Source organism: Candidatus Erwinia haradaeae, assembly GCF_900698925.1.
Lineage (GTDB): Bacteria > Pseudomonadota > Gammaproteobacteria > Enterobacterales > Enterobacteriaceae > Erwinia_E > Erwinia_E haradaeae_I.
The window spans coordinates 818,950-844,318 of record NZ_LR217713.1 but is presented as its reverse complement, the minus strand read 5'-3'; the positions used below and the strand labels follow the sequence as shown (position 1 = coordinate 844,318).

The following is a 25,369-nucleotide window of genomic DNA, read 5'->3' as shown; positions in this document are numbered from 1 at the left end:
TTTTAAGAAGCCGTGGTGGTGGAATTGGTAGACACGCTACCTTGAGGTGGTAGTGCCTAAACAGGCTTACGGGTTCAAGTCCCGTCCTCGGTACCATAAAAAATTGTTTCTTAAATTAAATTTTTACTTGTGTATTTATTTTGGATCGGTATATAATAAACCGCGGGGTGGAGCAGTTTGGTAGCTCGTCGGGCTCATAACCCGAAGGTCGTTGGTTCAAATCCAACCCCCGCAACCACTTTGATAAACTATTTTGGTATTATAGTTTTATATAACAGATTACGATAGGTTGTTAGAGAAAAAAGTTTTTGGACATTACCGAACTTCTATAAGCGGGTTACAATGGTCCAGTAATAAAAAACCCCGAAACATTTCGGGGTTTTTTATTACTGGACCAAGGGTTGCTGGGCTCTATAGGCCCTTTTTTTACATCTACTAATTGAGTTTAAGGTAAAAGGATGTATATGCATTGTAAGCTTTTATCAATAAAGTTATATCTATATTCTTATTAGTATATGATTTTTGAATAAGTCAGGATATGGTTTTAGTTGCTCTCTTTTTGTCATATTAAGACAGATGAATAAAGATGTTACTGTTAAACTTTTTAGTAGTTTTAGTATATTAACTAAGTTATTGTGGTTATAGGTTAAAATAAAGAGAGAATAAGGGGGCTTCTGTAGCCTTAAGGATGAAAAATCAATTATTCATACAATGATGAAGATAATATCGGATACCGTCGAGTCGCGTTTTATACATTACAGATCAGAACCCTGGAAGTGGTAGGCTACTCTTTAGTTTTTTTAAAGATATGATGGTAACCGTTTGCAAGGGTAACGACAAAGCATTTGCTAATAAGCATCTAGCAAGCAAACGCGGTTTCCTACCTTTCGAAGTCTGGATTGAGGCATACTGGGATGAATAAAGAAATCTTAGCTGTTGTAGAAGCGGTCTCTAATGAGAAATCGCTCCCACGCGAGAAGATTTTTGAAGCGCTAGAGAGTGCACTGGGCATAGCCACTAAAAAAAAATACGAGCACGATATTGATGTGCGCGTGATAATTGATCGAAAAAGTGGCTATTTTGATACCTTTCGTCGTTGGCGCATTGTTGAAGAAGTGAGTCATCCTACTTGCGAGATTACATTAGAAGCCGCACTGTATGATGATGGATCGCTTTCTTTGGGCGAATATGTTGAAGATCAGATTGAATCTGTTACCTTCGATCGTATTACAACTCAGACCGCTAAACAAGTGATCGTACAAAAAATGCGTGAAGCGGAGCGTGCTATGATTATAGATCAGTTTCGCAAACAAGAAGGCAGGATCATTACTAGTATAGTGAAGAAAGTTAGTCGTGATATGATTTCTCTTGAAGTTCGTTCCAGCGATAGCTCTAATGCTATCGCAGAGGCAGTAATTATCCGCGAAGACATGTTACCTCGTGAAAATTTTCGACCGGGAGATCGTGTTAGAGGAGTATTATACTCTATCCGTCCTGAAGCGCGTGGGGCTCAGCTGTTGGTTAGTCGTTCTCGGCCTGAAATGTTAGTTGAGTTATTTCGTATTGAAGTTCCTGAAATCTCTGAAGAAATTCTTGAGATTAAGGCTGTAGTTCGTGACCCAGGTTCACGAGCTAAAATTGCTGTTAAAACTAATGATAAACGCATTGATCCAATAGGTGCGTGTGTTGGTATGCGAGGAGCTCGTGTTCAGGCGGTGTCTAGTGAGTTAGGGGGTGAGCGTATTGATATTATACTCTGGGATGACAATCCAGCGCAATTTGTAATTAATGCGATGGCTCCAGCAGATGTGACCTCTATTGTGGTAGATGAAGATGCCCATACAATGGATATTGCTGTAGAGTCTGGAAATTTAGCGCAGGCTATTGGTCGTAATGGTCAAAATGTTCGTTTAGCCTCACAACTAAGTGGTTGGGATTTAAACGTAATGAAGCTAGAGGATTTAGAAATCAAGCATCAGGCTGAGGTTGACAAGTCTGTTCATCTTTTTACTAAATATTTAAATATTGATGAAGATCTCTCCATTACTCTTGTACAGTCTGGTTTTTCTTCTTTAGAGGAGTTAGCTTACGTACCTCTTAATGAGTTGTTAGAGGTTCATGGTTTAGATGTGGCCAGGGTAAAAATGTTACGTGATCGGGCTAAGGATGCATTAACTACTCTTGCTCTTGCTAGAGAGGAAGGTATTGTTGAATATCAACCATCTGAAGATTTACTGAATTTGGTGGGATTAGAAAGAGATTTAGCTTTTAGATTAGCTAAAAAAGGAGTTTGTACGTTAGAGGCTCTTGCAGAGCAAGGTGTTGATGATTTGTCAGATATTGAGGGCCTAACCGATGAGTTGCGGGCTGGTAAATTAATTATGGCTGCACGCAATATATGTTGGTTCGGTGCCGAAACATAATAAACTGTAGCAGGAAGGAGTAGCATGACGAGAGATGTGACCATAAAATCGCTGGCTATAGAAATTCAGACATCGATAGAACGCTTAGTACAGAAATTTGCTGATGCGGGAATGCAAAAAACTGAAACTGATTTTGTTAATCAGAATGAAAAAGAGGCACTGCTTGCTCATCTTAACTGTAATCATGATAGTGGATTAGGTAAATTGACTTTACAACGCAAAACGCGCAGCACTTTGAACGTTCTAGGTACTGGAGGTAAAAGGAAATCAGTGCAAATTGAGATCCGAAAAAAGCGTACCTATACAAATTGCTCTTCAACTCGTGTAATACAAGGAGAAGAAGAAACGCAAGTATTTCGTGAATCTAAATCTGTTGAGTGTCGTAAAGATAATTCTAAATCTCAAATTTTAGAATTAAATTCAGACTTAACTAAACATGTAGAGAAAACTAAAAATATTAAAAATAATAAGTTTCATCGTCAAATAATAGTAAGAAAAGACATGAGTAATAAAAACTCTAATACTATTTCTTCTATTGAGCAAGCTGATAAAGTTCGTCGTGAAGCACAAGTGTTGGAATTAAAACGCAAATCTGAAGAAGAAACGCATCGCAAGATTGAAGAAGAAGCTAAGCGTGTGGCGCGCGAAGCTCGTAAAATGGCAGAAGAAAAAGGTGAAGAATGGTCCACAGTCATTAAAGAGATAGAGGATATTTCCGACTATCATGTTACAACCTCTACTCACGCCCGAGAAGCAGAGGATGAGAATGATGCTCAGGTTGAAAATGAGCGTCGTAGTCGTTCTATACGCACTCCTAAAACTCAAGTGCGAAAAAAAGGTAATAAACATTCTGAAGCTAAAACCGATCGTGAAGAAGCTCGTGCACAAGTACGCTATGGTAAAGGAGGAAAACGTAAGACCAGCGCTTTACAACAGAGTTTTCATAAGCCTGCACAGGTTATTAACCGTGATGTTATGATTGGTGAAACGATTACTGTATCGGAACTAGCCAATAAGATGGCTGTGAAAGGGTCTGAAGTGATTAAAACTATGATGAAGTTAGGTGTTTTAGCCACTATTAACCAAGTGATCGACCAGGAAACGGCTCAGGTAGTAGCAGAAGACATGGGTCATAAAGTAATATTACGGAGAGAAAATGAGTTAGAAGCGGCCTTAATGAGTGATCGGGATACCGATATAGTTTTAGCTTCGCGCGCTCCTGTTGTGACTATAATGGGTCATGTGGATCACGGTAAAACATCTTTGCTAGATTACATTCGTTCTACTAAAGTTGCCTTTGGAGAAGCCGGGGGAATCACTCAACATATTGGTGCTTACTCTGTAGAAACGGTAAATGGTATGATCACCTTTTTAGACACGCCAGGACATGCGGCTTTTACCTCTATGCGAGCTCGTGGAGCCAAGGTGACAGACATTGTTATCTTAGTAGTGGCTGCAGACGATGGAGTTATGCCTCAAACTATTGAGGCGATTCAGCATGCTAAGGCGGCTAAAGTCCCGGTTGTAGTTGCGGTAAATAAATGTGATAAGGCGGAATCTGATCCAGATCGTATTAAGCATGAATTAACGCCATATGGCATTATTCCAGAAGAGTGGGGCGGAGAGAATATTTTTATCAATCTCTCCGCTAAAACTGGTAGAGGTATTGATGACTTGCTAAAGGCTGTTCTTCTACAAGCAGAAATGTTAGAACTGACAGCGGCACATCAAGGTATGGCAGTTGGTGTGGTTATTGAGTCTTTTTTAGATAAAGGTCGAGGCCCAATTGCTACTATTTTAGTGCGTGAAGGTACGATAAAAAAAGGTGATATTGTTTTATGTGGTCTTGAATATGGTCGTATTCGAGCGATGCGCGATGAACTGGGTTGCGAGGTTTTAACAGCAGGGCCATCAATTCCCGTTGCAATTCTCGGTATGTCTGGTGTTCCAGTAGCGGGAGATATAGCTACGGTCGTTCGTGATGAAAAGAAAGCTCGTGAAGTCGCGTTATATCGTCAAGGTAAATTTCGAGAAATAAAATTAGCTCGCCAGCAAAAAGCTAAATTAGAAAAAATGTTTTCTAGTATTAAAGAAGGTGAGATATCTGAAATGAACATTGTGTTAAAAGCTGATGTTCAAGGCTCAGTAGAAGCTATTTCAGATGCACTAATTACTTTATCCACCTCAGAAGTTCAAGTTAAAATTATTGGTTCAGGTGTGGGTGGAATTACAGAAACTGATGCTACTTTGGCTGCAGCCTCTAATGCGATTGTGATTGGTTTTAATGTGCGCGCTGATGCATCAGCGCGGAGAATAGTAGATGTAGAAAATATAGACCTCCGTTATTACTCAATAATATATAATTTGATCCATGAAGTCAAATTAGCGATGAGTGGAATGTTATCGCCTGAGTATAAACAGAAGATTATAGGTTTGGCCACTGTTCGTAATGTGTTTAAATCTCCCAAGTTTAGTGCTATTGGTGGTTGCATGGTGACTGAAGGTATAATCAAGCGTCATAATCCAATTCGTGTCTTGCGTGACAATATAGTAATTTATGAGGGGGAATTAGAATCGCTTAGACGATTTAAAGATGATGTGAATGAAGTTCGTAATGGAATGGAGTGTGGTATTGGTGTAAAAAATTACAATGATGTTCGTGTAGGGGATATGATTGAGGTGTTTGAAATAATTGAAGTACAACGAAGTATAGATTAGCATTCCTTATGTAGAAAATAAAAATTGCATAGATATTGTGCTTTATGAGACAGTATATGCTTTTTTTATTTAGGTTATAGGGTTATAAGAAGGGTTGATTATCGAGGCTCGCTGATGTTAAAAATTTACGAAATGGGCCTCTCTAGCTGAGTTAATATCAGGAGATCACTTATATGGAAAAAGAATGCGGTCGTTTACAGCGCATTTCTCAGGAACTCCACCGAGAGATTGCTGTTATTCTTCAATCTGAAATTCGAGATCCTCGTTTAAATATAATGGTAACTGTTTCTGGGGTAGATGTCTCTCGTGATTTATCTCATGCTAAAGTATTTGTTACATTTCTAAATGAAAAAGAAGATGTACAAATTCAAATGCGTTTACTAGTTTTATCAAAGGTTTCTGGCTATATTCGTACTTTATTGAGTAAAGTCATGACGCTCCGTGTTATACCTCGTTTGACGTTTTATCATGACAACTCCTTAATAGAAGGTGAGCGTATGTCTAGTTTGATTTCTTCTTTAGTTACTCTTGACATGCATCGACGGGCTTTAGCAGAAGACAAAATTGAAGAAGGTCGTATAAACTCATGAAACATCCTTTGTATGTTGGTCGTGATATACATGGTGTTTTATTGTTAGACAAACCTTCTGGTCTATCTTCTAACCGCGCTTTACAGAAGGTAAAGCGTTTATATCAGGCTAATCGTGCAGGGCATACTGGTACATTAGATCCATTAGCTAGTGGTATGTTACCTATTTGCTTAGGAGAGGCAACTAAGTTTTCTCGATATCTACTTGATTCGGATAAATCTTATCAGGTTATTGCTAGACTTGGACAACGAACTACTACTGCAGATGCAGAAGGCGCTGTTTTAAGTGAACGTAAAGTGACATTTACTGATGAAATTTTGGAACAATCATTGCATAGTTTTCGTGGTGAAATACAACAAACTCCTCCCATGTATTCAGCCATTAAATTTCAAGGACATAAACTTTATCAATATGCGCGACAAGGTTTTCATGTACCGCGTCTATCACGTAGGATTATAGTACATAAATTATTCTGTAGAAGTTATAATAAACATGAAATAAAGTTAGAGATGCACGTATCAAAAGGAACATATATTCGAACTATTATTGACGATCTTGGTGAAAAACTAGGTTGCGGTGCACATGTAATCTATTTACGTCGTTTACAGGTTGCACATTATCAGATAGATCAGATGATTACTTTAAAAAGCCTTGAAAAAATAACCGATAAAGCCTGTCTTGCTGGTATAAATTCGCAACATTGGCTAGATCCTCTTCTAATGTCAACAGATAGTCCTGTCTCTTCATATCCAAAGATCAAGTTATTGCCGATATTGGCGGAGCTTTTCAAAAAAGGCCGCCCGGTACGAGTAGAGAGTTCTCTGGTATCTGGATTAGTGCGCGTAATTGAAGGTAATCAAGATAAGTTTCTTGGGATGGCAGAGATTACTTCTGATGGTATTGTGTTTCCTCGTCGCTTAGTATCAGTTGGAGTGCATTTGTAATGTAGAATTTATAATATAAAAGCAGGTGTTATAGAGAGTGGCACCATGTCGATTGGTATTAGGGATAAAGAGTACGAAATACTGATTATTTTTATGGTAGGCATAAATGTACTATGATTATTTTTAATTATATCATGTTCCTTGATTTAGATAATAACAATAGAAAATTTGTTACTTTATGAGTTTTGATAATGATATATCCAGTTAGAGAAGTAATTCTGTTGATTAAGGATTCAGTATATAGAATATATACCTCTATGTTTATAACTGAAATCTAATTGTATGTTATGCATTGTGTATTAAATAGTATGTTACATTACTAGGGGTTACTGTAAAAACAGATATATCAGATAATAACGATTATACTAAGACAGTTGATATTAAGTTATGCTACTAACAAGAAGTAGAGAAGTTTTTCTATTATATTTTATCCAGATTGCATGTTTTAATTAGTTTATGAATAATATTTAATAGCTGAATTAGAGATCGGCAGCTATATATGTATAGTACATTATATTGGAGTGATAATTATGTCTCTAAATAAGACAAAAAAACAAAAGATTATTTCTGAGTATGGTAAGAATGATAAGGATAGCGGTGCTACAGAAGTACAGATAGCATTGTTAACTGCCCGTATTAATCATCTTCAATCTCATTTTACTGAGCACAAAAAAGATCATCATGGTCGTCGTGGTCTTCTTCGAATGGTTTCGCAAAGGAGACAGCTTTTGCATTATCTAAAGAGAACAAAGGTTACATCTTACAATGGGTTAATTATTAATTTAGGTTTACGACGTTAGATCAAAATAGAGTGCATCTCTCTTGCTAAGAGCTAGTACAGCTTGGGTTGAGAAAGGAGATTTATTTTCCTTTAGTTATGGAACAATATTTATTGATCATGATGCATCACGAAGATTAGATTAATGACATCTATTTAAAATAGGCTAGATACTATATTAAGGATAGACTAGACACTATAATTGAGGAACTAATTTTGCTCACTTCGATGGTACAAAAATTTCAGTACGGTCAACATGCGATTTCTATTGAAACTGGTATAATGGCCCGTCAAGCTACTTCGGCTGTTATGGTTAGTATGGATGAGACAACGGTATTTGTAACCGTGGTTTGTCAGAAAAAGGCAAAATCAGGCCAGTCCTTTTTCCCTCTCACCGTCAACTACCAAGAACGTACATATTCCGCTGGTCGCATTCCAGGTAGTTTTTTCCGTCGTGAGGGTCGACCTAGTGAAGTTGAAATGCTGACCTCACGTTTAATTGATCGACCGATTCGACCTCTATTTCCGCAAGGATTTTTTAATGAAGTACAAGTTATTGCTACCGTTGTATCTGTTAATCCTCAGGTGAATCCTGATATTGTTGCAATTATTGGGGCGTCTTCTGCGTTAGCTTTGTCAGGATTACCATTTAATGGACCTATTGGCGTGGCGCGGGTTGGTTATATTAATAACCAATATGTTCTTAATCCAACCAGTGATCAATTAAAGGAGAGTAAACTGGATTTAGTAGTATCTGGTACTACAGGCGCGGTACTTATGGTTGAGTCTCAAGCCGAGATTTTAAGTGAAGAAGAAATGTTAGGTGCAGTCGTATTTGGGCACAAGCAGCAGCAGATTGTAATTAATAATATAAATTCTTTGGTAGAGGTAGCAGGAAAGCCACATTGGGATTGGAATCCAGAAGTGGTGAATAAGTCATTACGCTTACGAATGTCTGAATTAGCTGAATCCGATCTTAGTGATGCCTACTCTATTACTAAAAAACAGGAAAGGCAATCACAGATTAATATCATTAAATCTGAAACTATTTCGTGTCTATTAGAAGATGATCAGTCACTGGATCTTGATTTAATCAATACTCTTTTTTATGATTTAGAGAAAAATGTAGTAAGAAGTCGTATTTTGGATGGTGAACCGCGTATTGATGGGCGTGATAAAGATATGATTCGGGCCTTAGATATTCGTACTGGTATATTACCGCGCACTCATGGATCCGCATTGTTCACACGCGGTGAAACTCAAGCTCTTGTTACTGCTACACTAGGTACTTCGCGTGATGCACAGAATTTAGATGAAATCATGGGCGAGCGTACTGATAACTTCTTATTTCACTATAATTTTCCTCCATATTCTGTAGGTGAAATTGGTATAGTTGGTTCACCAAAGCGTCGTGAAATTGGCCATGGTCGCTTGGCGAAACGAGCTTTACTTGCCGTAATGCCAAAAGAAGCGACTTTCCCGTATACAGTGCGTATAGTGTCTGAAATTACTGAATCGAATGGTTCTTCATCTATGGCTTCTGTATGTGGTGCATCTTTAGCATTAATGGATGCAGGTGTGCCTATAAAATCAGCCATTGCTGGTATTGCAATGGGACTAGTGAAGGATAATGAAAACTTTGTTGTACTTTCTGATATTCTAGGTGATGAAGATTATTTAGGTGATATGGATTTTAAAGTTGCAGGTAGTCGTGAAGGTATTACTGCACTGCAGATGGATATAAAAATTGAAGGTATAACACCTGAAATTATGCGCGTTGCTCTTAATCAAGCTCAGGCGGCTCGTTTACATATTTTAGATGTAATGGAAAAGGCATTAAGCAGTCCGCGTTGTAATTTATCTCAGTTTGCTCCACGTATGCAAACTATTCATATTAGTGTTGATAAAATAAAAGATGTGATTGGTAAAGGAGGGGCAGTTATACGAGCTCTTACTGAAGAGACGGGGACTACTATTGAAATTAATGATGATGGAACAGTAAAAATTGCAGCTATTAATGATGAGAAGGTTCAACATATTCTTAGTAGGATTGCAGCAATTACTGAAGACATTGTAGTCGGTCGTATTTATAATGGTAAGGTTATGCGGATTGTAGATTTTGGTGCTTTTGTAGCTATTACAGGTGGCAAAGAGGGGTTAGTTCATATATCTCAGATTACTGACAAGCGTGTGGAAAAAGTAACAGACTATCTTCATATGGGACAGGATATTTTAGTTAAAGTCTTAGAGGTAGATCGACAAGGTCGTATTCGTTTAAGTATGAAAGATGCTATACAATAATCTTAGATTTAATAATCTACATCAAGAAATGTGAAAATAATAGAATGTTTAGTATGTTAAATTCATGCCCGCCGAGAATGGCGGGCATGAATGCTTAGAGAGTATATGGACTTTTTGTACAAAGGTAACAAAGAAAGCAAGGTGATGATTTAATGAATTTTTTGCTTATTAGATATATAGAGACCTTTGAAGAACTATATTTATCGTGCTACTTTTTTATGAAAGTAAGAATAATTTTTGATTATGTACCAAGGACGTGTTTGCACGGCTTTTATATATGAAAATAGTGTTGTATGATGTAGATCATACAGGTCAATATATCATATTGAATTATATTATTTATTTAAAATATATTTATCTGTTTTTTAGTGCAGATATTTTTTATAAATCAAAGACGTGGAATTTACTTTAATTTACTAATTATGAATGAGAAAAAGATTTTGGATATTAGTGATTTTTTAGTTTTAAATAGTGGATTATATATTTTAGATAATGATTTTTGCGAGGATAGGCCATCCCATTCTTTATTTTATAATAAGATGTAAAATGTATATTTAAGATAGAATACTCTTGTATTAGGTCTTTCTAATTTTATTTAAAATCATATATTAGTGTACCTAAGAGAGAAAAGATTAGAGCCTGGATTAAACTTGTAAGTGTCATGATTTAATCAGATATTAATTTGATCAAGATGTTTTTTTTTTAAATAGGTAACATGATAATATATCAACATATTTTATAATGGATTTTAATATTTAGTATTCTATGATTTATTATTGAATATAGTTAGTATTTCAAATATATACAGACAATGACTAGTTCGAGCTATCAGATACTTATTTAACACAGGTCCTATCACCATGATATTTATGGATAAATTTTAGTGTATTGACATTAATTAATTGAGCCGGTACACATCTTTTGATGAAAATAATTATCAATTTTCACAATAAGTTATGTAGACTGGCCGATGCAATCTAAGAGGCACATGTACTACATGACTGATATACAAACTACTTTTTCGTCTCTTGGTTTAAAAGAGACTTTGATTCAATCTCTTAATTCTATGGGTTATATTAGACCATCTCCTATTCAGGTTGAATGTATTCCACATCTTTTAGCTGGTCGAGACGTATTAGGAATGGCTCAAACTGGAAGCGGAAAAACCGCAGCTTTCGCATTACCATTAATTCAAAATATTATTATAACCAGCAAAGCGCCACAGGTTTTAGTTTTAGCCCCGACTCGTGAATTAGCAGTGCAGGTTTCGGAAGCAATTATAGAGTTTTCTAAAAATATGCGAGGTTTAAATGTTGTGGCTCTTTATGGGGGGCAGCGTTATGATGTTCAGTTACGAGCCTTGCGTCATGGACCTCAGGTTGTTGTTGGTACACCCGGTCGTCTTCTCGATCACTTAAAACGTGGTACGTTGGATTTATCTCAACTTCATGGGTTAGTTCTAGATGAAGCCGATGAAATGCTTCGCATGGGGTTTATCGAAGATGTTGAAACAATTATGGCGCAAATTCCGGATAATCATCAGACAGCTTTATTTTCTGCAACCATGCCAGATGTAATCCGTCGGATTACTAAACGTTTTATGAAAAATCCTCAAGAGATACGTATTCAGTCAAGTGTGAATACACGTCCGGATATCAGTCAAAGTTATTGGATTGTTTATGGGCGTAAAACAGATGCGTTAACTCGTTTTTTGGAAGTAGAAGATTTTGATGCGGTTATTATTTTTGTGCGTACTAAAAATGCTACATTAGAGGTAGCTGAATCACTGGAAAAAAGCGGTTACAATAGCGCCGCTCTTAATGGTGACATGAATCAATCATTGCGCGAACAGACTTTAGAACGTTTAAAAGATGGTCGTCTAGATATTTTAATTGCTACTGATGTTGCCGCACGCGGTCTCGATGTTGATCGAATAAGCTTAGTTATTAACTATGATATTCCTATGGATGTAGAATCTTATGTTCATCGTATTGGTCGCACCGGGCGAGCGGGAAGAGCTGGTCGCGCTCTTCTTTTTGTAGAGCATCGAGAGCGTCGTTTATTACGTAATATTGAGCGTAATATGAAGCTCAGTATCCCAGAAGTTGAATTGCCAAATACGAAATTACTTGGACAACGTCGTTTAGAAAAGTTTTCTGAAAAAATTAAAAAGCAATTAGAAAGTTGTGATTTAGAAGAGTATAGAGCATTGCTTTCTAAAATACAGCCTTCTGATTCAATAGATATTGAGATTTTAGCTGCAGTTTTATTAAAAATTGCTCAAGGTGAGCGTCCTCTCTTAATACCTTCAGAGCCGATTTATCGTTTTCGCCGTGAAGATAGAGATTACGAAGACCGTCGCAACCATCGATCCAGTCGTGACCTAAAGGATGGAGATCGACCTCGGAGAGACCGGCAAGAAACTAGAGACATGATGGCCTTGTATCGAATTGAAGTAGGACGAGATGACGGAGTAGAGGTTCGTCACATCGTCGGTGCCATTGTTAATGAAGGTGAAATTAACAGTCGTTATATTGGTAATATTAAATTATATTCGAAATATGCAACGCTTGAGTTGCCAAAAGGCATGTCTAATTCTTTGATCCAAAATGTTTCTCGCACAATGATTCTCAATAAGCCTATTAATATGAAGTTAATAGGTGATGCGCATGTACGTCGTAGTGTTGAGCGTCGTTATAGTAATAGCAACTTAAGCGCCTCTTACTCAAGTGAAGGAAATCGCTTTAGTAATGAAACTAAAAACGAACGACGCCTAGGTGGTTTTAACCGAGATAATCACCGTCGTACTACAAGTTCACCGCGTGAATATAGCGTGCGACATTTATCCCGACGGAATGATGTGTAGTTTAATTTATTTTATACACATTAATATCATGAAGTTCAGGCGGTTATAACATGTCCGCCTGAAACTGATCACTGATACTTAGTGCGTATTAATATAATCAATAGCAGCTTGAACAGTAGTTATTTTTTCAGCTGCTTCATCCGGGATTTCAGTATCAAACTCTTCTTCTAGTGCCATCACTAATTCAACAGTATCAAGAGAATCTGCACCCAGATCTTCTACAAAGGAAGCAACGTTGACTACCTCCTCTTGCTTAACACCAAGCTGTTCGCTAATGATTTTTTTAACACGTTCTTCGATAGTGCTCATATAGTTCAATTTCCTATCAAAACTCGCTTACGCGATGGTTTTTATAGTTTATAAAATGTTGAAAAAGATGCAACTAAATTCCAGTGAGTTATGCCATGATTTATACAGTTTATTTAATGATTATGTCATAAGCATTCCACCATTTACATGAAGTGTTTCTCCAGTAATATATGAGGCTGCTTCAGAGGCTAAAAATGTTACAGCTTGTGCAATGTCTTGAACTTGACCAAGGCGTCCTATAGGTATTTTTGTCATAATTTCTTCTCGTGTTTTTGCGCTAAGAGCCCGTGTCATGTCAGTTTCAATAAACCCAGGTGCTACAACATTTACGGTTATACCACGGGATGCTATTTCACGCGCAAGGGATTTACTTAATCCAATTAAACCTGCTTTAGTTGCTGAGTAATTAGATTGTCCTACATTGCCTGTGCTGCCAATAACAGATCCAATATTAATAATTCTACCGTTTCTTTTTTTGATCATAGTCCGTAAAACTGCTTTAGATAAACGAAAGATTGATGTCAGATTAGTGTCAATTACTTTATTCCATTCATCATCTTTCATTCGGATAAGTAGCTTATCACGTGTAATACCTGCATTGTTAACTAATATATCTATTTCACCGAAGTCACCGTGAATGTTATCTAATGTTTTTTCAATAGAATCTATGTTGCTTACGTTTAATAGAAAGCCTTTACCATTAGCACCTAAATATTTACTAATGGCATCTGCACCATTCTTGGTTGTAGCTGTTCCTAATACTGTAGCACCATGTATTATTAGATTCTCTGTTATAGCGCGACCGATCCCTCGACTGGCGCCGGTTACTATTGCAATTTTACCTTTGAAATTCATTTTATTATACCCCCCCTTTTTTTCTTATTGTACTTCGAGCGCCTTTGCTAAGCTATCTGGATCATTTATTGCAGTTAGCGTGAAACTAGGCTCAGTACGCCTATTTAGACCAGTTAAAGTTTTTCCTGGTCCAATTTCCAGCAAGCAGGTAATACCTTTTCTTTTAATAAATTTTATAATTTCTATCCATTGTATTGGGTGATCTAGCTGACGAATTAAGGCGTTACGTATGGCATGCGGTTTAGTTTCAATGACTACGTCAACATTATTTATTACTGGAAAAATTGGCGCATGAAAATCTATTTTTTCAAGTGCCATTCTGAGTTTTTCTGCTGCTGGTTTCATCAAAGCGCAGTGCGCGGGTACGCTAACTGATAGGGGTAATGTAAGTTTAGCTCCGGCACGTTTACAGGCTAAACTAGCACGTTCAACGGCTTCTTTATGACCGGCAATAACTGTTTGATCTGGCGAGTTATAATTTACTGGTGATACGATTTGGTCATGTGAAGATTCTTTACAAATTTGCATTATAGATTGAGGATCTAGTCCAATTATTACTTGCATGGAGCCTATTCCTTCAGGGAACGGCTTCTTGCATGAGTTTGCCACGAAGTTCTACTAGGGTAATTGCGTCAGGGAAGTTAAGAACTTCTGAACAAACTAATGCGCTGTATTCACCTAGACTATGCCCTGCTAGTAATGAAGGTATTTTTTTACTCCTTTTTTTCCAAATCTTAAAAATTGAAAAAGATGCAGCCAAGATAGCTGGTTGGGTATGGTACGTTTTATTTAATTTTACTGATGGCCCCTCTTGTACCAGTTTCCATAAATCATAACCCAGTACATTAGAGGCTTCTAAAAAGGTTTTTTCTACTAGATTATAAGCTTGAGCTAAGTCAGCTAGCATGCCTATTTTTTGTGATCCTTGACCTGGAAAGACCATTGCAATATTATTCATGTTAATTTCCTTTTTTAATATGCAATCATGATTAAAACCGAATTAGCGCTGACCCCCAAGTGAGTCCTGCACCAAAGGCTTCTAATAAAATTAATTGACCATGTTTAATACGATTATCACGGACTGCTTCATCTAGAGCTAGCGGAATGGAAGCTGCAGAGGTATTTCCATGACGATGAAGAGTAATAATCACTTTATGTATATCTAAGCCTAACTTGCAGGCAGTAGCACTAATAATGCGCAAATTAGCTTGATGTGGAATCAGCCAGTCTATAGAAGAGCATTGAAGATTATTCGCTTCTAAGGTTTCTTTAACAATATTTGCTAGTTTATTAATAGCTACTTTAAATACTTCATTGCCTGTCATACTAAGATAAGTATTGTTATCTGGTTTGGTGTTGTCTCGATTGGGCAGTGTTAGTATATGACCATATCGTCCGTCTGAATGTAGGTGAGTAGAGATAATTCCCTGTTCTTCTCCAGCACCTAGTACTACAGCACCTGCTCCATCGCCAAAGAGAATTAATGTATTACGATCGTTAGGATTTAACATGCGACTCAAGATGTCAGAACCAATGACTAGTGCATATTTAACTAAATTGCTTTTAATATATTGATCTGCTACGCTTAATGCATAGATAAAACCTGAACAGGCAGCTGCTAGATCAAAAGAAGCAGCATCATGAATTTCTAACATTTTTTGAATCATGCAGGCAGAGCTAGGAAAAGCATGACTTGAAGATGTAGTAGCAACAATAATTAAGTTAATGTCATTTTGTGCGATGCCGGACATTTCAAGAGCGCGTCGAGCCGCCTGAAAACCAATAGTTGCTACTGTTTCGTTGGGTAGAGCAATTCGGCGTTCTTGTATGCCAGTACGAGTTTTAATCCATTCGTCTGATGTATCTATCATTTTTTCCAAATCGGAATTTGTTCGTACCTGTTCGGGTAGATACCTGCCTGTACCAATAATTTTTGTATACATGTGCGCTTAGTCACTCTTAGATAATAAAGCTTGTACGCACATTGAAATCCTGTCGAGAACTCTTTGCTGTACTATTTGCTCAGCTTGTTGAATGGCTGCGATAAATCCGAAATTATTCGCAGAACCATGACTTTTTACTACTACGCCTTGTAATCCAATAAGAAGGGCGCCGTTGTATTTATCAGGATTTAAATGATGTAATTGATGTATTAAATCTTCGTCTAACCATTTTTTTAGTAGATTTTGTTTATAGCTTGGTTTTTTTTCTAGACCGTTGGGTTGAACTAGTAAAAGAAACATTCTTACTATTCCTTCTATAGTTTTTAATATAATGTTTCCTACAAAACCATCACAAACAAGCACGTCTGTTTTGTCAGAAAGGAGATCATGACCTTCAATATAACCAATAAAATTAATTTCTTTAGATGATTTAAGTATATATGCTGCATCTTGAACAGAGTTCAATCCTTTGATTGGTTCTTGACCGATATTAATCAAAGCAATGCGAGGTTTGTGGATAGCTAAGAGTTCTTCAGCTATTACAGCTCCCATTATGGCAAATTGTACTAGTAATTCGCTTTCTACAATAACATTAGCTCCCACATCTAACATTACAGTTTTACTTTTTTTTTGGTTTGGTAGAATAGTCATTAATGCTGGACGATTTATTCCATCTAGTGGTTTTAATAAGAGCTTAGCTAATCCCATAATAGCGCCAGTATGACCTGCGCTTACACAGGCATGTGCTTTACCGTTTTTTACTTGCTCTAATGCGATTCGCATCGAGCTTCCATGACTAGATCGAATAAATTCAGAGGGTTTTGCATTGTCAGAAATAACCGATTGAGAAGCAATAATTTCTAGACGAGACAATAAGAAAATGTCTGTATTCAGTAATAGCGGTTTAATAATAACAGGATCACCAACTAGAATAATATGTAAACATGGATTAAGTGATAATGCTTGAATTGATGCAGGCACTGTCATGTGAGCTCCTAGATCGCCGCCCATGACATCTATTGCTAAAGTCAGATTTTTCAAAATAATGGTAGATGATAATTTAAGTGAAAAGGACCTTTCGGCCTCGATAATAGCCATCTGCAGTAATGTGATGGCGACGATGCAGTTCACCAGATAGTTTATCAATGGAGAGTGTAACTGTCGTTAAGGCGTCATGCGCTCGTCGCATCCCTCGTTTAGATCGCGTTGGTTTGTTTTGTTGTACAGCCATAAGTTGTTCTCCTGTTATGGTTGATTTTTTCTTTTTTCAGGTCTGTAGTACGTCTAATTTATTGGTTATCGTTGGTTATCGTTATTTTTTTGGTTATATGTATCATCTGTGTGTCTTAAAAGTATAACAGTATATGATATGATTTTATTATAATATTCAGGAATAGCATAGTTATTCTTCTGTGATAAATGATAGTTAATACATATTATATCTAATAGAAATATAATTTCTAATTATAGTTAATGTATATGTTATATAACATAATTTGTATTATTAATTACTTTTATTCTTATATTTTTCATAAGATTTACTATCGTATTTATCTAAATACATTCATCTTTCTGTACGCTATTAGTAGAGAAAGAGTGATAGTATATAGCATTATTGAAGACGAATTATTAATTTTCTAAAATATGATATGTTTTATATTATTCATATTTTTATATATACCAATTAGTTTATCCGTAAGAATAGGATATTGACTTGTCTTTTTTATTGCAGAGGTATTGTTCATAATGAATTTTATGTTATGTAGATAAGGATAACTAAACAGATATTTAAATTACAGTAAATAACAGATTATTTTAGAGTTGTTCAATTTTTATTTTGAAATATATTATAGAGCATAGGATGCTGTCTATCAAGATATCCTTGATATCTACTTGTAGTATCACGAGTGCAACATCTTGATCTTTGGATATTCATATTAGGGGTCTTAAATTTAATATTACGCATGGGGTAATTCCTAATATTACTTCAGAGTGTGAATCGGGTTGTGAAAAATACAATTTTTTATTTACTAAATAAAGAAATGGTATTTTAATAGAAAGATACTTCGAGTATGCTCTCGGTATTTTTTCTATGACTTTTACTATAGTAGTGTTTATAATTGAAATTTAATATTGATTTACACTATAGTTTAATATTTTATTTGGTTCTTTTTTGGATTTATGAAAGCAGGTTATTATTTAAACAATGAATGTTATTTTTCTTTTTTTAGATTAGTTACAGATGTGACACATAGAATCAAGAGAAAGATTATTTGGAATTCAGAATTATTAATGTGTAGTTTTCTAGAATTTATTGGGTAATAATTGAAATTTAGTAAGATTATTTTAGTGTTTTATAAGAGATTTTTTTCAGAAGTAAAAGGATGAAGGCATATTAGTATATGTGAAGTATAGTATATATGAAGTTGATTTGTTTTTGTATTTTTTATGTTTACGAATATGAAGGATGGAATCATTAAATTGATTATATTTTGATAATATAAGAATAATAATTTATGATCTACTTTTATGGCATAAAAGGATAAGAATAGGTATATATATAATATAGATGTTAATATATAGATGTGATTTTTGGATTTATTTCAGATCCCACAATCATTCATGGATCTATTCTGCCATTTTATTTTAAATATAAACATGAATCTCTAAAAATTGTATTTATATTTTTATTTTTTTTGCACAAGCTATCTGTATATGCTGAATAAAGATTGTGTATATTATTTTAGATAGAAAATAATTTTTTATTTTAGTTTAGTTTTGTAAATTAGGTTATATCTCTGTAAAAGAGATATCAGTAGGACTGATAGTCAGTAGGATTAGATAAATGATTTTGCATCTATAAAATTTATATCGTGAATGTAAATAAGTGACTTTAGTTTAGAGTTCACGATTTTTATCATAAAGCTATATTCTAATACAACTGAATACATCTAATTATTAATTTCATAAATATAACATATTGTGCAACAACAAACTAGATCATAATTTAAGTTTTGATTTGATTATATAAATGTTATAGATAATCTATCTAGTAGAGAGATTTTTTTGATTTTTTTAGGTTTTTCGTTATAGATTTTTAATCTTGAGTCGGTTTTTCTTATTTAGGTATTATTGTCATAATAATGAACAAGTACTGTACTTATATTATTTTTTTAAGATTCTATGTAAGAAGATCGTGTTTATGATTTCTATTGAGAAACTTTGGTGCTATATGATTCATCAAATGAAAAGAGGATATAGTATAAGATAATGATAAGTCTCTATTTTTATAGATTAGAGCTGTCAACAATTGTTATCAAAAAATATGATAAAGCCGTTTTTGTTGAAATAATTTTTAGTTATATGGATATAAAATATGAGGTTTAATGCATGTTTTTGGATATTATATCTAGCTTAATATAATTTTTCTTGAGAGATAAGAATAGTCTTATACTATCTCAATAGTTTTGTATTTTCTATTGTATCTTGAGACCTTTAATAATTAAATTGATATATCATGGGTTGTTAAATGCATACGAAGAAGTGTAGTAAGGATAGAGCATGCATTAGTTTTCTCTATGTTTTTTTGTGTGTTATTCAAAAAATCTTTGAGAATTAGTTCTTCTGCACCTTCTGTATCTTTATTGATGATTATTACAAATCTTGCACCTAGTTTCATTGCGTGTGTGAAGTGTTTTTTTAGGCTTCCTTCACAGGAATTACGTATTAGTTTTAAGTCAGGTATATTGTCACGTAATTGTTCAGATAAAATTAATCCTAAATTGTTTTGTTTCTCTCCTTTTGTGATGAGATAAACATCGATAATTTGATTTGGTATTGGTATAGAGTTAAAATTTCGTACTAATAGTGCTAATCTTTCTAATCCTATTGCGAACCCAACAGCTGGAGTGGATGTCCCACCCAGTTCTTCAACTAAATCATCATATCGACCACCAGAACAGATTGTTCCTTGTGCACCAAGACTATTGGTGGTCCATTCAAAAACCGTTCGGTTGTAATAATCAAGACCGCGTACTAGACGTTGGTTAATATGATAAGGAATTCCAGCGATATCTAATTGGTCACATAGGCCTAAAAAATGATGACTAGATTCAATATCTAGATAATCCTTTAGAGGCGGAAGATCTTTTAATAGTTCTTGAATATGAGGATTTTTGCTATCTAGAATTCGAAGAGGATTAGAATATATACGATCTTTACAATCTTTGTCTAAAAGAGTAATGTGATTTCTTAGAAAAGAAATAAGTATATTATGGTATTTTTTTCGCGTCTCTAGTGATCCGATAGAGTTTAACTCTAACCGAAGATAATGAGAAATACCTAATAGTTTCCAACATCTTGCGGTCATTAAAATTAATTCAGCATCGATGTTTGGACCTTTTAGTCCAAATACTTCAGCACCAACTTGATAAAATTGTCGATAACGACCTTTCTGTGGTCTTTCATAGCGAAACATTGGTCCTATATACCATAGACGCTGTTCTTGATGATAAAGTATACCATGTTCAATTCCTGCACGTACACATCCGGCAGTCCCTTCTGGTCTTAATGTAATGCTTTCACCATTACGATCTTGAAAAGTATACATTTCTTTTTCTGTTACATCAGTAACAGAACCAATAGCGCGTTTAAATAGAGAGGTTTTTTCCACAATTGGCAGACGAATTTTACTGAAACCGTAGCTATTTATAACTTGTTTTAATATGCGTTCGATTTTTTGATAGCAAGTGATATCTATTGGAAGTTGGTCTTTCATACCACGAAGTGCTTGAATTTTATTTTTTTTCACTGTCTATCCTGTTATTTCTAATAACAATATAATTGTACTTATAGTTTATAAATTTATAGAATTATATATGCTTGCATAATTTTTTAATTAATTGAGATCTGTTGGATCTCTTTAACGAGATGATAATAATAAGATGTATTATAACTTATGCAATATTTTAAACTTTAAAGATGATTGCTATTTTTTTATATGTAGCGCTTTAGCGCGAATGCGTTCCTCTAGTTGGTCTACAAGAGTCTGATTATCGATTCGCACATTTAATTGAATTCCATCTTCATAAAAACTACTTTTGTTACGATTACCTACTAAAGCTAGGGTCGCTTGTTTAGCTTCCCCTGGACCATTGACCATACAACCAATAATTGCAATATCCATCGGAGTAAGAATGTCTTCTAGTCGTTTTTCTAGAATGTTAACTACGTTAATAACATCAAATTCTTGACGTGAGCAAGTTGGGCAGGCAATAAAATTAATACCACGTGAACGAATCTGTAGAGATTTCAAAATATCAAAACCAACTTTTACTTCTTCGATTGGGTCAGTTGCCAGAGATATTCGTAGTGTATCACCGATGCCCTCCAATAGAAGGGAGCCTATTGCTATTGCTGATTTTACTGCTCCAGCTCGCGCTCCTCCGGTCTCTGTAATGCCTAGATGAAGTGGTTGTTTAATTTGTTTAGCTAAAAGACGATATGCTTCTATAGCGGTTAAAACGTTAGATGATTTAACGCTGACTTTAAACATATCAAAGTTAAGGTTATCAAAATGATTAATATTACGTAAAGCTGATTCAACTAAAGCTTCTGCGGTAGGACTATTATATTTTTTTTGTAAATCTTGTTCTAGTGATCCGCTATTAATTCCAATTCGAATTGGAATGTTATGATAGCGAGCGCATTCTACCACTTGGCGAATTCGATGTTTATTACCGATATTTCCTGGATTAATGCGTAAGCAGTCTACTCCATATTCAGCAACTTTTAGGGCGATTCGATAGTCAAAATGAATATCTGCGACTAAAGGAGCAGTAACTTGTTTTTTGATAACACGAAATGACTCTGCAGCTTCCATAGTAGGTATAGATATTCGAATAATATCAGCACCAGCTTGTTCTAGAGATTGAATCTGAGAAATAGAGGCTTTAATATTAGTTGTAGGTGTATTAGTCATAGATTGCACAGAAATAGGCATGTTATCACCTATAGGAACTTTTCCAATATTAATACGCATTGATTCACGACGGGCAATAGGTTTCAAGTTATTCATATCTTTCTCCATAATAACTAAGGATGGGGTGAGAATGAAAGGTAAGCTAAAAGAAGGGGTATAGGGATAAGTGGATCTAACATTAAACATTCAAGCGCAGGGTTGTCTGTATCGTGCCTGGAGAGAAAGGTGTAGAAATTATAATATAAATAAAAGAACATTAGTTTAGTTAACTGATCTACTGGTTGTATTAGATGTTATTGGTATTATGTGATCTTACTTTGATTGTTATTCTCTTAATGAGAATATATTGTTATATATTTTATAAGAAAAGAATAAATAATTTGTTCTTAATTGACTCATAAAGTGAATTATTTTGGTCTCGGCTAGACATAAGATAAGTGAGTATTGTTTTGATTTGATTATGATTCATAGTATTTGTTGTAGAGTTTTATATAAATTATTAAATTTTGTATTAATCTATTATTCTAGCTTAGATTAATGTAAATATGAATTTATAAAAATCATTAACGATTCTCTCCTGTAATAATTGTATTTGAAGTTTTAATAGATACTAGATGATCCTGAGTGGTCGTGTAATTTTGCCACCACCAAGTCATAGTAAGACCAAGTATCAAAATAAGAATTAGCCAAGTAATAAGCATAAACCAGTTATCTCGCTTGGTTTTCTGTTGTCCTAGAGAGTAGCTTTGCATAATTTCTACTTTGGCATCATTAACTGGCATTTGTTGTTCCATAAGTGTGATAAGTTCTTCTTCTGAAATTTGAACCAAGCGGGCATAAGAGCGGATATAGCCTCGCAGGAAAGTTGATGCGAGTGAAGAAGAGACGGTATCTTCTTCGATATCGCGAATAATAGATACTTTTAGGCAGAGACGCTCAGCAATATGTTGCTGTGTGAGGCCCAGTTTTTCACGGGCATTCCGTAAGCGTTCTCCCGTTAAAGTTATATGGTATTTATCTTGAGTAGCTTCAATGGTCATAAGAAAAAGATATCGCTGCTGTATCGATAGTGAAAAGTTTTTTAAATTTCTTGTGAAATTATATATCAAAAATGCAATTTTCCTTCCAAAGAAAGGAAAATAATCTATATAAATTTTTTGAAAGAAATAGGATGTTTTTTGATACAAATTTCACAGGAAGCATAAGTTGAAGTATTTTCTTACTATTGGTCCTATTTTCTATTATTTCTCTAGATTAGTTTTAGACATATAAATGTCTAGTTTTACCTACATATTGCTTTATGGAAATATAAAATAATATCTATATTTTTATTGTTAGGAGCCATCTAGTTTTTTGTATATTTGTAATATATATCATATAAGAATAATATTATAGCATACCAAGCCAAATCAGAGGGAGTAGATTGTAATTATTATAATTTTATATATTAAGTTGAATTCTTTCTTTTTTATTTATAATATTTTTCTTGGTGTGGTATTCGTATTTATTGTACCTGGTTATACTATTGTAGTTAAGGACGTTTGTTAAAAGTTTTTTGTAATTTATCAATAGAAAATTAAATTGTATATTTATTAATTTCAAATCTTTATCAATAAAATCGTTGTTTTTTAAATTGAAATTGGGTTAATTTTGTATTTTTTCCATGATGTTAGAGAAAATTGAATTATAATTTAGTTAGAAATAGAAAATTATAGATCTGAATATTTATTTTTATTCTGATTATTTTTCTTATTTTGTAAAGTTAAGTTCGCGATCCTAGGTAAATTATATTAATTAGTGAGATTTTTTCTTTAGTCTATGTATATTTAGGTACATAAAAAAACTGATATTATTGATCTAATTCTTTTTAAGTAGATCCTATCATAGGTAGTTTATTATATTATTTATATTAGATTATATCTTATTTTTTTCAGGAGTTTTAGCTTAATGCGGTAGATTGTATATAATTAGATTAAATCAGAAGGTGATCATACGTGTAATTAATCATAGAGTTTGTTAATATTAATTGTTTCATCCATTCTTTTATCATGTGTTATGTGTTTAGTTCGGTTAATTACGTGTCCAGATAATTGCCCACAGGCTGCATTAATATCATGACCACGCGTTTTACGTATAATCGTAGTAAAACCATGATCTATTAGTATTTTAGCAAAACGATTAATACGGCTATATGAACTGCAATTAAAGAGTGCACCCGGAAAGGCATTCCAGGGTATTAAATTAATTTTACATGGTGTATCTCGTAGCAGTTTTGCCAGTTGATGCGCGTTATTTTGGCTATCATTAATTCCATCGAGCATGACGTATTCAATAGTTACACGTCCTTTATTTGCTCGAGACATGCTAATATAGCGTTTAACTGATTCTAGTATATTTTCAATATTATATACTTGATTGATAGGCATAATTTTATTACGTATTTGATTATTTGGTGCATGGAGTGACACGGCCAATGCTACATCAACTTTTTCTATTAGTTTATCTAGTGCCGGAATAATTCCAGAAGTAGATAAAGTAACGCGTCTTTTAGATAAACCAAAGCCAAAATCATCTAGCATGATTTCAATAGATTGAATAATATTATTTAGGTTCAGAAGTGGTTCGCCCATTCCCATTATTACTATATTAGTAATTGGGCGTTGATTAGTCATTATATTTTTTTTAAGGATTGTTATAGCACGCCAGATTTGTCCAATGATTTCAGAGGTTGTTAAGTTACGGTTAAATCCTTGTTGTGCTGTTGAGCAGAATTTACATGCCAGTTTGCAACCAACCTGCGAAGATATACAGAGTGTTGAACGATCTTTTTCTGGAATGTAGACAGTTTCAATTTGTTGTTTTCCAATCTGCATACCCCATTTAATAGTACCGTCTGAGGATTGTTGTGTTGTTGTTACTTCTGGAGCGCGGATTTCTGCAATGGATTTTAGTTTATTACGGAATAGTTTATTGATGTTAGTCATATCATCAAAATTGGTACAGAAGTGATGATAGATCCATCGCATAACTTGTTCAACGCGAAAGGGTTTTTCATTTAAATCAGAAAAGAATTCATGCATTTTTTGACGATTTAGATTTAATAGATTAATTTTTTCTGACTTACTAATTCTTATGTCATTTGAGGATGATAAGGATATTATGCTTGGTGCTAACATAAGTAGTCTCTAGTTTTTTTAGAATAGATCAAAGGAGTTGAGAATTAGTGTACATGTAAATAACTGCTATAGGAATCCTAATTGATTAGAGAAAACGGTTATTTATATGTTATATGTAGAGTAGAGGATGATGAGTTTGGAATTTATTGTAAAAGTAATAATATAGGTATTACGATTCCTCTTGAAAGAGAGGAGGGATATTATGTTAACGTATGCATAATAGGAAGCTGCGCTTATATCTGAATGTGAGTACAATCGTGATAATACTACTAGTATTGTATTACTTCATATTTCATGGAGCCACGTGATTGGTTTTGTCTAAATTTTTATCAAGTTTGCAATAATTTTTTTGTAAATTTATTTTTTTATTGAGATCTTAGAGTTACATATAATACGTCTATTTTATCAACATTAAATATTTTAAAATTTATAGTATCATGCATTATGATATAATATCTTATAATGATAATATGTTATTGATAACAT

At 34.4% G+C, this 25,369-nt stretch carries 15 protein-coding genes, 2 tRNA genes and 2 pseudogenes; 9 read left to right on the top strand and 10 right to left on the bottom strand.

Annotated elements, in window-relative coordinates:
* The first annotated feature begins 9 nt into the window (after nt 1-9).
* The 9 genes from HACICURV3402_RS02540 (at nt 10) to HACICURV3402_RS02500 (ending at nt 12,620) form a co-directional block, all read left to right on the top strand.
* A tRNA-Leu gene (locus HACICURV3402_RS02540) sits at nt 10-96 on the top strand.
* Between the two features lie 65 nt (nt 97-161).
* Nucleotides 162-238: transfer RNA gene (locus HACICURV3402_RS02535), tRNA-Met, on the top strand.
* 676 nt (nt 239-914) lie between these two features.
* Nucleotides 915-2,423 (top strand): transcription termination factor NusA, encoded by a 1,509-nt coding sequence (gene nusA, locus HACICURV3402_RS02530; RefSeq protein WP_157992757.1) that lies wholly within the window; start codon nt 915-917, stop codon nt 2,421-2,423.
* Between the two features lie 24 nt (nt 2,424-2,447).
* On the top strand, nt 2,448-5,141 hold the full coding sequence (gene infB / locus HACICURV3402_RS02525; protein WP_157992756.1) for a translation initiation factor IF-2: 2,694 nt from the start codon (nt 2,448-2,450) through the stop codon (nt 5,139-5,141).
* 173 nt (nt 5,142-5,314) lie between these two features.
* Nucleotides 5,315-5,731, top strand: coding sequence for a 30S ribosome-binding factor RbfA (rbfA, locus tag HACICURV3402_RS02520; RefSeq protein WP_157992755.1), 417 nt, complete (start codon nt 5,315-5,317; stop codon nt 5,729-5,731).
* Nucleotides 5,728-6,675, top strand: coding sequence for a tRNA pseudouridine(55) synthase TruB (truB, locus tag HACICURV3402_RS02515; RefSeq protein WP_157992754.1), 948 nt, complete (start codon nt 5,728-5,730; stop codon nt 6,673-6,675). The genes rbfA and truB overlap by 4 nt, the downstream gene beginning before the upstream one ends.
* 530 nt (nt 6,676-7,205) lie before the next feature.
* Nucleotides 7,206-7,475, top strand: coding sequence for a 30S ribosomal protein S15 (rpsO, locus tag HACICURV3402_RS02510; protein WP_157992753.1), 270 nt, complete (start codon nt 7,206-7,208; stop codon nt 7,473-7,475).
* 206 nt (nt 7,476-7,681) lie between these two features.
* Nucleotides 7,682-9,754 (top strand): polyribonucleotide nucleotidyltransferase, encoded by a 2,073-nt coding sequence (gene pnp / locus HACICURV3402_RS02505; protein WP_408609278.1) that lies wholly within the window; start codon nt 7,682-7,684, stop codon nt 9,752-9,754.
* Nucleotides 9,755-10,751: 997 nt separating this feature from the next.
* Nucleotides 10,752-12,620, top strand: coding sequence for a DEAD/DEAH family ATP-dependent RNA helicase (locus HACICURV3402_RS02500; RefSeq protein ID WP_157992751.1), 1,869 nt, complete (start codon nt 10,752-10,754; stop codon nt 12,618-12,620).
* A gap of 78 nt (nt 12,621-12,698) precedes the next feature.
* Here the strand turns inward: HACICURV3402_RS02500 and acpP are convergent, their stop codons facing one another.
* The 10 genes and pseudogenes from acpP to HACICURV3402_RS02450 all read right to left on the bottom strand — a co-directional run bounded on the left by acpP (nt 12,699) and on the right by HACICURV3402_RS02450 (nt 24,883).
* Nucleotides 12,699-12,929: an acyl carrier protein gene (acpP, locus tag HACICURV3402_RS02495; protein ID WP_157992316.1), complete on the bottom strand. Its 231-nt coding sequence runs from the start codon at nt 12,927-12,929 to the stop codon at nt 12,699-12,701.
* A 120-nt stretch (nt 12,930-13,049) separates the two neighbouring features.
* A complete protein-coding gene (gene fabG / locus HACICURV3402_RS02490) occupies nt 13,050-13,784 on the bottom strand; it encodes a 3-oxoacyl-ACP reductase FabG (RefSeq protein WP_157992750.1) in 735 nt (244 codons plus the stop codon).
* Nucleotides 13,785-13,808: 24 nt separating this feature from the next.
* A pseudogene (gene fabD / locus HACICURV3402_RS02485) lies at nt 13,809-14,742 on the bottom strand (ACP S-malonyltransferase).
* Nucleotides 14,743-14,773: 31 nt separating this feature from the next.
* Nucleotides 14,774-15,727, bottom strand: a complete 954-nt coding sequence (locus HACICURV3402_RS02480; protein WP_157992749.1) for a beta-ketoacyl-ACP synthase III — start codon at nt 15,725-15,727, stop codon at nt 14,774-14,776.
* Between the two features lie 6 nt (nt 15,728-15,733).
* Complete coding sequence (plsX, locus tag HACICURV3402_RS02475) at nt 15,734-16,768, bottom strand: phosphate acyltransferase PlsX (RefSeq protein WP_157992923.1); 1,035 nt, start codon at nt 16,766-16,768, stop codon at nt 15,734-15,736.
* Between the two features lie 19 nt (nt 16,769-16,787).
* On the bottom strand, nt 16,788-16,958 hold the full coding sequence (rpmF, locus tag HACICURV3402_RS02470; RefSeq protein ID WP_157992748.1) for a 50S ribosomal protein L32: 171 nt from the start codon (nt 16,956-16,958) through the stop codon (nt 16,788-16,790).
* A gap of 2,271 nt (nt 16,959-19,229) precedes the next feature.
* The gene (hisS, locus tag HACICURV3402_RS02465; RefSeq protein WP_157992747.1) at nt 19,230-20,537 is read right to left on the bottom strand and encodes a histidine--tRNA ligase; all 1,308 of its coding nucleotides are present in this window, start codon (nt 20,535-20,537) and stop codon (nt 19,230-19,232) included.
* A 177-nt stretch (nt 20,538-20,714) separates the two neighbouring features.
* The gene (gene ispG / locus HACICURV3402_RS02460; RefSeq protein WP_157992746.1) at nt 20,715-21,803 is read right to left on the bottom strand and encodes a flavodoxin-dependent (E)-4-hydroxy-3-methylbut-2-enyl-diphosphate synthase; all 1,089 of its coding nucleotides are present in this window, start codon (nt 21,801-21,803) and stop codon (nt 20,715-20,717) included.
* Nucleotides 21,804-22,276: 473 nt separating this feature from the next.
* Nucleotides 22,277-22,747: pseudogene (gene rodZ, locus HACICURV3402_RS02455) on the bottom strand (cytoskeleton protein RodZ); the annotation flags it as partial.
* 960 nt (nt 22,748-23,707) lie between these two features.
* The gene (locus HACICURV3402_RS02450; protein WP_157992744.1) at nt 23,708-24,883 is read right to left on the bottom strand and encodes a bifunctional tRNA (adenosine(37)-C2)-methyltransferase TrmG/ribosomal RNA large subunit methyltransferase RlmN; all 1,176 of its coding nucleotides are present in this window, start codon (nt 24,881-24,883) and stop codon (nt 23,708-23,710) included.
* Nucleotides 24,884-25,369: the final 486 nt, after the last annotated feature.